Origin of the sequence: Streptomyces sp. NPDC088706 (genome assembly GCF_044752765.1) — a bacterium.
GTDB lineage: Bacteria > Actinomycetota > Actinomycetes > Streptomycetales > Streptomycetaceae > Streptomyces.
Map to the genome: position 1 here is coordinate 254,463 of NZ_JBIVLW010000006.1, position 11,045 is coordinate 265,507.

The window sequence follows — 11,045 nt, forward strand, 5'->3', positions numbered from 1 at the left end:
TCCCTCACCCAGTGTTAAAAAGGAAATACGCTCGGTATCCGGGCGGCCCTCCGCCCGCCCTCTCCGGATGGAGACGACTTCCCATGCGTGCACCCTTCCCGAAGGCGACTCTGGCCGTCGGTCTCGCCGCGTCCCTCTGCGCCGCCCCGTTCCTCTCCGGCACGTCGGCGAGCGCCCCGGCCACTGCGGCGGCGGCGTCGGCGGTGACGCGCTGCCCCGTCGTCGACGTCATGGTGGTCTACACGCCCAGAGCCGCGGAGCGGCTGGGCGGCGAGCACCGGGTTCCGGCGTCGGCCCAGCAGATCGCGACCCGGATGAACCGCTCCCTGGCGGCCGACGGGCTGTGCGGGATCATCCGGGTCGTCCACCCGTACACCGCGAGGAGCTACGACGGTTCGGAGGAGTTCCGCGCCGCGTACGCCGCGTTGAAGGACCACGACTCGGGTTTCGGGCACCAGGTGCGCGAGCGGCGCGAGCGGTACGGCGCCGATCTGGTGACGCTCGTCGTGGAGCGGGCCGAGCGGGGCGGCGGCACCGCGGACTACACCTCCGCCCTCGACGAGTCCACCCACGAGTACGCGTACGCGGTGGTCGAGGTCGACGGCATCGCGCTGGATTCGGCGAGTCATGAGATCGGGCACAACCTGGGCCTGGCCCACGACCGTACGACGCTCGCGTCGAACCCCGGCGGGTCGATGAACGTGAGCCGCACCCGCCCGTACAACACCGGCTGGATCACCGAGGACGGACGGGCCTACACCCTCATGGCGTACCGCGCCGCGTGCGGCGCCCACTGCAAGCGCATCAGCCGGTTCTCCAGTGCGAAGGGGAGCTGGAAGGGGCGACGGCTCGGCGACGGGTCGAACGACAGTGTGCGGGTGCTGCGCGAGACGATGCCGATCGTCGCCGGTTACCGTTCGAGGGACTGACCGGCCGGGTCCCGTCGCCCGCGCCCGGGCCGACCCGCCACGACAAGGACCCCGCCATGGACCGCATGCGCGCCGCGCGCCTGCATCTGCCCACCCGCACCCTCTCCGTCCAGGAGGTGGCGAAGCCGGTACCGGGTCCGGGCGAGGTGCTGGTGAAGGTGGGCGCGGCCGGGGTCTGTCTCTCCGATGTGCATCTCGTCGACGGCACGCTCACCCCCCTGTATGCGGAGGGCGACTTCGTCACCCTGGGTCACGAGGTCGCCGGGACGGTCGACTCGCTCGGCCCCGGGGCCGGCGACTGGACGGCCGGGCAACGGGTGGTCCTCCAGGCGGGCGAGCGGCGCGGGGACCGGACGTACACGCGAGGGGTCGACTACGACGGGGGCTGGGCCGAGTACGCCCTGGCCACGGCCACCACCCTGGTCGCGCTGCCCGACACGCTCCCCCTGGACCAGGCCGCGATCATCCCGGACGCGGTCTCCACCCCTTGGGCGGCGGTGACCGGCACCGGTGGCGTACGCCCGGCGCAGGCCGCCGGGGTCTGGGGCGCGGGCGGGCTCGGGGCGCACGCCGTGCAGCTGCTGCGGGCCGTGGGCGCGTACCCGGTGATCGCGGTGGACCCGGCGCCGGCCGCCCGCGACCGTGCCCTGGACTTCGGCGCCGACCTGGCCCTGGACTCCGGCGACCCGCTGCTGCGCGAGCGGGTGCTCGGGGCGACCGGCGGCACGGGCCTGGACGCGGCCTTCGACTTCGCGGGCGTGCCCCCGGTCCGGGAGCAGGCGCTGAGCGTGCTGGCGCCGAAGGGGCGCCTGGTGCTGGTCGGGCTGAGCGACCGGCCGCTGACGGTCACCGACGCCACCCGGTTCAGCTACCTCCAGCACCGGATCCTGGGCCACTACGGTTCCGAGGAGCACCATGTGGCGCAGCTCGTCCGGCTCGCCGAGGGCGGGCGGCTGGACTTCTCCCGGTCGGTCACCGACGTACTGCCCCTGGAAGAGGTGGCGACGGCGGTGCGGCGGATGGAGTCCAAGGAGGGCGACCCGGTCCGCCTCATTCTGCGGCCGTAGCGGGCTCCCCGGCCGTAGCGGTCTCCGCGGCCCTAGCGGGCTCCCCGGCCGCGGCGGACTTCGGCTCCGACCGGTGGAGCTCCACGTTGAACTGGGCGCCGGCGAGCAGCGAGAGGTTGGCGAACCAGACCCAGATCAGGAAGACCACCAGGCCGGCGAGCGAGCCGTAGAGCCTGCTGTAGCTGCCGATCTGGGTCGCGTACAGCGCGAAGCCCGCCGACGCGGTGAGCCAGAGGAACGCCGCCAGGACGCCGCCGGGCAGGCCCCGGCGGACACCGCGCGCGGAGCGTGGCCCGGTACTGAAGAGGACCATGATCAGGCAGGCGACGAGACAGAGCAGCACCGGCCACTTCAGGACCGCCCACAGGCTCTCGCCCTCGTGGGGCAGGCCGACGCGGCGGCCGAGCCAGCGGGCCAGCGGTCCGGTCAGGACGAGGGCGAAGGCGCTGGTCATCAGGAGGGCGAGCAGGCCGATCGCGGAGGCGACGATGATGTGCGCCTGGCGCAGGGCCGGGCGGTTGTCCTGGACGTGGTGCATGGCGTGCAGGGCCCGCCGGAAGACCGCGAGGTAGCTGCACGCGGACCAGACGGCGCTCACCGATCCGGTCGCGACGAGCAGCCAGACGGCGGTGCGCTGCTCGGTCGCCGCCTCCAGCGGCCGGCGCAGCGCCTCTCCGGATTCGGCGGGGGCGAAGGCGGTGATGTCGGCGATCAGGGCGGAGGTCGCGTCGGGGTTGGCGAGACCGATCACGGAGACGGTGACGAGGAGGGCCGGGAGCAGCGCGAGGATGGCGTAGTAGGTCAGGGCGGCGGCCCAGTCGGTGATGTCGTCGTTCCACAACGAGACCGGGGTGCGGCGCAGCGCGGTGCGCCAGCGGCGGGGCGTGCGGGGGCGTCCGGCGGCGGGAACGATATGTCCCGCGGCTGCGGCGGTCTGGGTGGTCACGCTGGTACTCCGGGGACGTGGTCGGGCGCGGCGGGCGGGGTGCTCGTCCCTACGGACGCCCCGGCTTCCCTCGATCGTCTCCTGCCACGCCGGCGCCCGGACACACCTGCCTGACCCCGCGGATGTCCGGGACTACCAAAGATACGGCCCGGCGGTCAGTCGTTGACGGCCGTGAGGAGGACCACCGCGTCCTGTAGGGCCAGCAGACCGTGCCGCTCCTGCGGGACCGGGTGGAGCGCCCCGGCCGGGAGGTCCGCGTCACCGGAGTCCGCGGTGAGGCGGACCGTGCCGCGCAGCACCTGGAGGGAGGCGGCGGGCGGCGCGTTGTGTTCGTCGAGCGCCGAGCCGGAGGTGAGCGCGATCACCGTCTGGCGCAGGGGCGGCTCCTGGATCAGGAGACGGGCGCTGCGGCCGTGCGCGGAATCGCGGGCGGCGGTCAGGTGCTCCTCGGCGAGTGCGTTGAGGTCGTCCATGGTCCCCACTCTGCCGCAGCGCCTGCCACCCCGCGATCCCTCCGGTAGGCGCGGACCGGCGGATGGCGGGTCCCGTAGGTGCGGACCGGCGGATGGCGGGTCCCGGAGCGCGGTCACCGGATGACCGGAACGTACGCACCGGAGATCGAGATGTCGCTGAGCACGGTGTCCTTGATCGGGAACTGCGGCTGCCCACCGACGTAGTTCGTCCGGAACACGATGCCGCTGTACGTCGGATCGATGATGTCGACGTCCGAGATCCGGATGCCCTGGAACACCTGGGACGCCGAGAAGAGCCAGATCCCGGGGAAGGTCCGCGATCCCCGGAAGTGCCCGCCGGACCGGACGACCGAGACGTTCTCCATCTTCGTCGGCTGGGTCCCGAACCCGTTCATCGGGTGTTGCAGAGGAATGAGAGACCGTCCACCGTTCCGGCAGCGGCCGAAGGGTGGGGCCGATGAGCGGATCGTCTGCCACGGTGACCGCTCACCGGCCCCACCTGGCGGCGTGTCAGAGGCCGCCGGTGTGGAGGAGCAGATCGGGCGAGTCCGCGCCGAGGCCGGAGAGGACGTTCGGCGTGGCGGTGTCGGTCAGCCAGCGCGTGACGGCGGCGGGAGTGGCCGTGGGGTTCTCCCCCTTGTAGAGGGCGGCGACCCCGGCGACGTGCGGGCTGGCCATGGAGGTCCCGTTCAGGGCGACGGTCCCGCCCCCGAGGCGTGCGGAGACGATGTCGGCGCCGGGGGCGTAGAGCGCGAGGCAGGAGCCGTGGTTGCTGAAATCGGTCTCCCGGTCCTCGCGGTCGCTCGCTCCGACCGTGACCACGCCGGCGGCGGCGGCCGGGGAGACACGGCAGGCGTCGATGTCGTCGTTGCCCGCCGCCACCACCGGCAGCACGCCCGCGTCCGCGACGGCTTCGACCGCCGCGTCGACGGCACGGGAGCGGCCCCCGCCCAGCGAGGCGTTCAGGACGGCGGGGGTGGTGCCGCCCGCCGCGTCCTTGGCCACCCAGTCGAACCCTGCGATGATGCCGGCCCAGCTGCCCCGGCCCTGGCAGTCCAGCACCCGCACGTTGACCAGGGATGCGCCCTTCGCCACACCGGAGGTGGCGCCCCCGGCGGTTCCGGCCACATGGGTGCCGTGGCCGTTGCAGTCCTGCCCCTTCCGGCCGTCGCCGACCGAGTCGTAGCCGCTGACGACCCGGCCGCCGAACTCGCTGTGGCCGGCTTCGATGCCGGTGTCGACGACGTACACCTTCACCCCCGCACCCGTGGCGGTGGTGGTGAAGGTGTCGTCCAGCGGCAGGGCGCGCTGGTCGATCCGGTCGGTGCCCCAGGTGGCCGCGGGGGCCCGGAAGAGGCCGCCCGCCCTGGGCGCCTCCACCGTCACCTCGGCGTTCTCCTCGACAGCGAGGACGCCGGGCACGGTCCGCACGGCCTCCAGTTCGGTGGCGGTGAGCTTGGCGGCGAAGCCGTGGAGAACATTTCCGTACGTGAACATGGACTGGATCCCGAACTCCTTCAGGACGGCGTCCGGTGAGAGTTCGGGCTCCAGGGTGACGATGTACTGCCCGGGCACGGCCCGGGCGGACTGCTCCACCGTGACCCCTTCCGGTCCGGTGTCGGCGGTGGCCGGAGTGGTGGTGCCGATCAGCGGTGCGATCAGCAGCAGGGCTGCCGGGGCCCATCGGGCGCGCAGGCGCATGCAGGTCTCCTCGGGTGGGGGTCGTTCGCGGAGCAGATACGCATCCGCGAAGCGCGAACACCCGTTCCTTCGTCCCCCGCCGTACGGCGCCTTAGCGGGTTCAGCCGGACAGCGCAACGCTCGGCGTGAGCTCCAGCTCGGCCAGCTCCTGGGCGGGGTCCGGCCGGGAGTCGTGGTTCGTCCAGCTGCCGACCGCGACCTCGGCGGTGATACCGGGTCCGAAGCCGGCGATCATGCCCTGCGCGGATGTGGCGACTCCCCCGTCGTCGAAGAGGCGGGCGAGGGCGTCGAAGACGACGGAGCTGGCGATGTTGCCGCGTTCGGTGAGGGTGGCCCGGCTGTAGCGGAACATCTCCATCGGCAGGTTCAGGAAGTGGCAGAGGTCGTCGAGGATGCGCGGGCCGCCGGCGTGGATGATGAAGAAGTCCATGTCGGGCACCGACCAGCCGTGCAGGTCGACCAGGTCCTGCAGGACCGGTGCGAGCATCTCCATGGTGCCGGGGACGCGCTTGTCGAGCAGGAAGTGGAATCCGGTGTCGCGGACGGCGTAGGAGATCCAGTCCTCGGTGTCGGGCACGAGGTGGGAGCCGTTGCGCTCCAGGCTCATACCGGTGCCGCCCTGCCCCCGGACGACGGCGGCGGAGATGGCGTCCCCGAACAGGCCGTTGGACAGGAGCGATCCGACGCCGATGTCGGCGGGCTGGTAGCAGAGCGAGCAGAACTCGCAGGAGACGATGAGGACGTTGGAGTCGGGGTAGGCCCGGCAGAAGTCGTGCGCCCGGTTGATCGCCGCGCCGCCCGCCGCGCAGCCGAGCTGGGCGATGGGCAGTTGCCGGGTCTCGGGTCTGAACCCCATGGTGTTGATGATCCACGCGGTCAGCGAGGGCATCATGAAGCCCGTGCAGGAGACGTAGACGATGAGGTCGATGTCGGCCGGCTCGGTCTCGGCGTTGGCGAGGGCCTGCCGCACCACGTCGGGGACCCGGGCCTTGGCCTCGGCCTCGTACACCTGGTTGCGGACCTCGAAGCCGGGGTGCTTGAGGGTCTCCTCGATCGGCTGCACCAGGTGCCGGGTCTGGACGCCGGTGTTCCGGATGAGCCTCAGGACGAGGTCGCGCTGGGGGTGCCCGTGGTGGGTCTCCCGCGCCAGGTCCAGGGTCTGCTGCATCGTAATGACGTGTTCGGGCACAGCGATGGCCGGTCGGCACAGGGTCGCCATGGGTTCTCCTCGTATCTGGGAGCGGAGGCTCTCGTCACCACGTGACGGGCAGGTCGAGCGGGTAACGCCAGATGGACGTCGTGTTCCACCGGACGTCCTCGGGCTCCACGTCGAGACGCAGGGCCGGGAAGCGGGCCAGCAGCGTGGAGAAGGCCACCTCCAGTTCCATGGTGGCCAGCGGAGCGCCCAGGCAGTGATGGGCGCCCCAGCCGAACGTCATGTGGGGGATGGACGGCCGGTCGGGGTCCAGCTCGTCGGGGCGGTCGAACTTGGCGGCGTCCCGGTTGGCCGTCAGGTACGACACATGGACCACGTCGCCGGCCTTGATGGCGACCCCGCCGAGTTCCACGTCCTCGGTGGCGATGCGGGGGATGCCGACGCCCTTGCGGAAGGGGATGTACCGCAGCAGCTCCTCGATCGTGCGGGGCAGCCGCTCCGGTTCGGCCTGGAGCGTCTTCAGCATCCCGGGCCGGGTGAGCAGGGTGTAGGCGATGTTGCCGAGCTGGTAGGTGGTGGTGTCCTGGCCGGTGATGAGCAGGACCATCGCCATGACGGCCAGCTCTTTGTCGTCGAGGAGCTCGGCGCCGTCCCGGGCGGTGGCCAGGGTGCTGATGAGGTCCTCGCCGGGGGAGCGGCGGCGCTCGGCGGTCAACTCGGTGAAGTAGCCGCGCAGTTCGGCCTTGGCCCGTACCGCGTCCTCCTTGCCCGCGGCCCCGACGTTCATCATCGTCATGGCGTGGGCGCGGAGCCAGGGGCGGTCGGCCTCGGGGATGTCGAGCGCCTCGCAGATGGTGATCAGCGGCAGCGGTGAGGAGAGGCGGGCCACGAAGTCGGCCGGGGACCCCTCGTCCGCCATGTCGTCCAGCAGCCGGTCCACGATGCGCTGGGTGCCCGCCCGCATCTGCTCGACGCGGCGCGCGGTGAAGCTCTTGGCCACCAGGCTACGCAGCCGGCTGCTGGCGGGCGGGTCCATGAGGTTGATCGACTCGGCCTGGACGATCGGTTCCGGGGTCATCCGGGGGAAGTCCCGCCCGAGGACGGCACTGCGGCTGAAACGCCGGTCGGTGGTGACCGTCCGGACGTCCTCGTAGCGGGTGACGAGCCATGCCTCGCCCTCTCCGTAGGCCATCCGGATGCGGGAGACGGGCTCCTCGGTCAGCAGTTGCCTGAGCTGGGGGTCGAACTCCAGTTGCTGTGCGAAGTCGAAGGGACAGCTCCGTACGGTTTCCTTGTTCTGCACCGAGGTGTTCTCCACCGAGGTTCTCCCAATGACCGGTTCGAGGTTTCAGGGCGTGCCGGCTCCAGGTCCGGGAACAGACCTCCCCTGTATCCCCCGTCACTTGGTGAAACATGTCAATTACGCTCCGCAGTCAGCCGATCAGAGGGGGACCGGACCAGCCGAGAGGGCCGTCGAGCCGAGTCACCCGCCTCACACGGATGAAATTCCGCTGAATAAGGGCCTGTGCTGGTAGCAGTGCAGGGGACACCACCAGCCCGACGAGGAATGCGGACGAGGCACGCCGATGACAGACAGCAATCGCCATGGGGATCTTCCGACCCGCCGCAGCACGTTCATCCTGGGAGCCGCCACGCTGGCGGGGACGGTGGCGTCGTCCGGGCCGGACGCCTTCGCCCTCGCCCGGCCGGTGGCCGCGCCGAGCCCCGTGGGTGACGGGCAGGTGCCGTTCCACGGCGTCCACCAGGCCGGGATCCTCACGCCGCAGCAGCGGTTCGGCGGGTTCGCGGCCTTCGATGTGACGTGCGGTGACGTCGCGGAGCTGAGGGCGCTGTTCCGGAAGCTGACGGAGCGCGCCAGGATCCTCACGGCCGGCCTGAAGGAGGGCGCCGAGTGGCCCCAGGACCGGCTGACCATCACCCTGGGGGTGGGAGCCTCCCTCTTCGACGGGCGGTTCGGGCTCGCCTCCGCCCGGCCCCGGGGACTCGCCGTCATGCCCTCGTTCCGCGGGGACCGGCTGGAGGAGCGGACCTGCCACGGTGACCTGTCGGTACAGGTCTGCGCGGAGCATCCCGACGCCGTGCTGCACGTCATCCGCGATCTGGCCCGCGAGACGGCGGGCAGCATGCGGGCGCGCTGGCGGGTCGACGGCTTCGTCAATCCACCGCGTCCGGCCGGTGCGCCGCGCACCTTCCTGGGCTTCAAGGACGGCACGGCCCACCCGGACACCGGGTCGGCCCGTGAGATGGACCGGCTGGTGTGGCTCGGGGCCCGGGCCGCCGGTCCGGCCTGGGCCCGGGGCGGCACCTACCAGGTGATCCGCTCCATCCGGCTGCGGGCCGAGGCGTGGGACCGGGTTCCGACGGGGCAGCAGGAGAAGATGTTCGGCCGGCAGAAGTCCAGCGGCGCTCCTCTCGACGGGAAGAAGGAGACGGACGTCCCCGACTACGCGAAGGACCCCAAGGGTCTGGTGACTCCGCTGGACTCCCACATCCGCCGGGCGAACCCCCGTACGCCGCAGTCGGCCGACTCCGTCCTGCTGCGCCGGAGCTACAACGTCGACCGGGGCCTCACCCCGGACGGGACGCTCGACCTGGGGCTGGCGTTCTGCTGCTACCAGCAGGACCTGGCCCGGCAGTTCGAGACGGTCCAGAAGCGGCTGGAGGGCGAGCGGCTGGCGGATTTCACCACGACGACGGGCGGCGGCTACTTCCTGGTCCTGCCCGGGGTCAAGGACAAGAAGGACTGGTACGGCTCCTCGCTGCTGGGCTCCTGAGCCCGTGGGGCCGGCCGGGCGTCACCGGGCGGCCCCGTGGACCGGACGGTTCGACGCGGTCGTCCACGGTACGCGGGAGGGCGTGCGGGAGCGCCGATCCGCGCCGTCTGCCTCAACTCGACGTTTACGCGGGGGCAGTTGCGTCCCTCAGGCGAAAGGGCTACGGCTTTCGCCGTGCCCGCCGCCCTTCGGCCGGACAGTGGGTGGGCCGACCGGACTCCGGTCGGCGGGACCGTACGGCGAAAGGTGACGGATTCATGACCACTGAGGCCACCCGGCGCGTCGCGCTCGGCGACCCGGACGGCGACGGTCTGATCGAACGTCCTCTGTTCATGGCGCTGATGACGGCCGTCGGGTTCGAGCCCGCCCACGTCGACGCGCTTTTCGACGCCTTCGAGCCCTCCGACGGAGACCGGATCCGGGTGGAGACCTGGGTCGCCGGGATCAAGGACTACTACGCGCCGGGCGAGGCCGGTATCCCCGGCGACCACCTGGTCGTCGGCACCGCCGTCTGAACGGGCGCCCCGTGGACACCCTGGTTCAGCCGGCGACCCGCCGCACCCGGCGCAGCAGGTACTCCTAGCGGTGCAGCGGTGCGCGGGCGGTTCGGGACCGGGCCGGTCACCGGGCGGTGGCCGGCGAAGGCGGACTCCAGCGCGCCCTCGCCCCGGGTCAGCCCCGGCAGCAGCTGCTGGAGCTCGTGGACCCGGGCCGCCGGGACCTCGCCCTCCAGGACGCAGAGCGCTCCACGCGTCTCGGGCGGCCCGGGCGCCGCGCGGAGCCGGGCGAGGACCGGGACCAGCGCGCCGAAGGTGTCCGTGGGCAGTTCCCAGGTGGAAGCGGAGGGCGCGCGGTCAGTCGTCCAGCCGCAGTGGCCTCATGAAGGTGCGTTCGTAGCGGAGCACGCAGCCGCTCTCCTCGCGGATGCGGTCGGCTTCGATGAACTCGCGGTCCCGGCCGAACAGCTCGCGGTACTGCTCGTACTCGGCCAGACCCGGGAACGTGAACAGCGCCAGCGCCTCATCGCTCGCTCCCTCGGCGGGAAGGTAGTAGCCGTGGTGGGTACCGCCGTGCGCGTCGACCAGCGTCATCCAGCGGCGACCGAAACGCTCGAACGCCTCGGTCTTCGCCGGATCGATGACATACCTCACTACGCAGGTGATCATGGCCCGAGACTAGACGCCCCCGACGGCCGGGCAGCGGCGAATCTCCGGGGGTCACCGTGGGGCGGGACCTGCCGTGCGGTGGCTGTCCGGGGGGACCGCGCCGGTCCCCCTGACCAGCTCGTCGTGGACGAGTCCGGCGAGTAGCGGGTCGCCGAGGAGGTCGGAATGGCCGCCCTCGAACGTCCGCCGGCCGAAGTCACCCTGGGTGAATCGCTGCCACTCCGCGACCGAGGCGTCGCTCGTCAGCGGGTCCCGCGCCCCGCGCAGGGCCAGGACGGGGCAGGAGAGACGGGCGGGCGGGTCGGCGAGGGACAGCTCCGCGAGCACCCGCAGATCCCGCTGTGCCGTCTCGGCCACCGCTTCGCGCCACTCCGGTGCGGCGGCGGCCAACTGCCCGGGGTCGGCGGTGTCGAGGTAGGCCGCCGCGGCCTCGGCCGAGGCCGTCGCCTCCGGCGGCACCCGCAGGAGATCGGGTGCCGATGCGCCGGCCACCACGAGCAGCGAGACGGGCACCGGACGCCGGGCCAGCGCGAGAGCCGTCGCGTAGGCGAGGTACGCGCCGTAGCTGTGGCCGAGGAGTACCGGCCGCGCGCCCGGCAGGCCGGCGATCTGATCGGCGCAGGACGCGACGACCGCCTCGAAGGAGACCGCCTCCCCCGCGTCACGGCCGCTCCGGCCCGGATAGCGCATCACCTTGCTGCTCGGCCCGGCCGCTGAGCGCAGGGCGTGGAACTCGCTCCCGAAGGACCCGGCGCCGGGAAAGAGTACGAGTCGGCGTTCGTCGCCGGTCATGTCGTGTGCCTCCTGTTGTC

Annotated in this window: 11 protein-coding genes and 2 pseudogenes; 4 read left to right on the plus strand and 9 right to left on the minus strand. The window is 72.1% G+C overall.

Translation table 11 applies throughout. From position 1 onward, the window contains the following. The first annotated feature begins 83 nt into the window (after nucleotides 1-83). Together ACIQAK_RS17795 and ACIQAK_RS17800 are read left to right on the plus strand one after the other, a co-directional pair. On the plus strand, nucleotides 84-929 hold the full coding sequence (locus ACIQAK_RS17795) for a M12 family metallo-peptidase (protein WP_366389437.1): 846 nt from the start codon (nucleotides 84-86) through the stop codon (nucleotides 927-929). Between the two features lie 56 nt (nucleotides 930-985). Next, complete coding sequence (locus ACIQAK_RS17800) at nucleotides 986-1,996, plus strand: zinc-binding dehydrogenase (protein ID WP_366389436.1); 1,011 nt, start codon at nucleotides 986-988, stop codon at nucleotides 1,994-1,996. Here the strand turns inward: ACIQAK_RS17800 and ACIQAK_RS17805 are convergent. The 6 genes and pseudogenes from ACIQAK_RS17805 to ACIQAK_RS17830 all read right to left on the minus strand — a co-directional run bounded on the left by ACIQAK_RS17805 (nucleotide 1,980) and on the right by ACIQAK_RS17830 (nucleotide 7,590). Next, nucleotides 1,980-2,942 carry a YihY/virulence factor BrkB family protein gene (locus tag ACIQAK_RS17805; protein ID WP_366389435.1) on the minus strand — a complete coding sequence of 321 codons (963 nt, stop codon included), beginning with the start codon at nucleotides 2,940-2,942 and terminating at the stop codon, nucleotides 1,980-1,982. The two genes, ACIQAK_RS17800 and ACIQAK_RS17805, sit on opposite strands and share 17 nt — an antisense overlap. 155 nt (nucleotides 2,943-3,097) lie before the next feature. Next, nucleotides 3,098-3,415: a cupin gene (locus ACIQAK_RS17810; protein WP_366389434.1), complete on the minus strand. Its 318-nt coding sequence runs from the start codon at nucleotides 3,413-3,415 to the stop codon at nucleotides 3,098-3,100. A 134-nt stretch (nucleotides 3,416-3,549) separates the two neighbouring features. Further along, nucleotides 3,550-3,816 (minus strand): annotated as a pseudogene (locus ACIQAK_RS17815) (hypothetical protein); the annotation flags it as partial. Between the two features lie 109 nt (nucleotides 3,817-3,925). Beyond that, nucleotides 3,926-5,116: a S8 family peptidase gene (locus tag ACIQAK_RS17820; protein WP_366389433.1), complete on the minus strand. Its 1,191-nt coding sequence runs from the start codon at nucleotides 5,114-5,116 to the stop codon at nucleotides 3,926-3,928. Between the two features lie 100 nt (nucleotides 5,117-5,216). Further along, nucleotides 5,217-6,350, minus strand: a complete 1,134-nt coding sequence (locus tag ACIQAK_RS17825) for a type III polyketide synthase (RefSeq protein ID WP_366389622.1) — start codon at nucleotides 6,348-6,350, stop codon at nucleotides 5,217-5,219. 19 nt (nucleotides 6,351-6,369) lie between these two features. Next, nucleotides 6,370-7,590, minus strand: a complete 1,221-nt coding sequence (locus ACIQAK_RS17830) for a cytochrome P450 (RefSeq protein ID WP_366389432.1) — start codon at nucleotides 7,588-7,590, stop codon at nucleotides 6,370-6,372. A 268-nt stretch (nucleotides 7,591-7,858) separates the two neighbouring features. Here ACIQAK_RS17830 and ACIQAK_RS17835 point away from each other — a divergent pair, with 268 nt between their 5' ends. Both ACIQAK_RS17835 and ACIQAK_RS17840 read left to right on the plus strand, forming a co-directional pair. Continuing rightward, nucleotides 7,859-9,067, plus strand: coding sequence for a Dyp-type peroxidase (locus ACIQAK_RS17835; protein WP_366389431.1), 1,209 nt, complete (start codon nucleotides 7,859-7,861; stop codon nucleotides 9,065-9,067). 278 nt (nucleotides 9,068-9,345) lie between these two features. Continuing rightward, nucleotides 9,346-9,582, plus strand: a pseudogene (locus tag ACIQAK_RS17840) (EF-hand domain-containing protein); the annotation flags it as partial. Here ACIQAK_RS17840 and ACIQAK_RS17845 read toward each other — a convergent pair. The 3 genes from ACIQAK_RS17845 to ACIQAK_RS17855 are packed head-to-tail and all read right to left on the minus strand — an operon-like array spanning nucleotide 9,522 to nucleotide 11,025. Further along, the gene (locus tag ACIQAK_RS17845; protein ID WP_401848374.1) at nucleotides 9,522-9,893 is read right to left on the minus strand and encodes a hypothetical protein; all 372 of its coding nucleotides are present in this window, start codon (nucleotides 9,891-9,893) and stop codon (nucleotides 9,522-9,524) included. The pseudogene ACIQAK_RS17840 and the gene ACIQAK_RS17845 sit on opposite strands and share 61 nt — an antisense overlap. A 28-nt stretch (nucleotides 9,894-9,921) precedes the next feature. Beyond that, nucleotides 9,922-10,233: an NIPSNAP family protein gene (locus tag ACIQAK_RS17850; protein WP_366389430.1), complete on the minus strand. Its 312-nt coding sequence runs from the start codon at nucleotides 10,231-10,233 to the stop codon at nucleotides 9,922-9,924. A gap of 51 nt (nucleotides 10,234-10,284) precedes the next feature. After that, nucleotides 10,285-11,025, minus strand: coding sequence for an alpha/beta fold hydrolase (locus ACIQAK_RS17855; protein ID WP_366389429.1), 741 nt, complete (start codon nucleotides 11,023-11,025; stop codon nucleotides 10,285-10,287). Nucleotides 11,026-11,045: the final 20 nt, after the last annotated feature.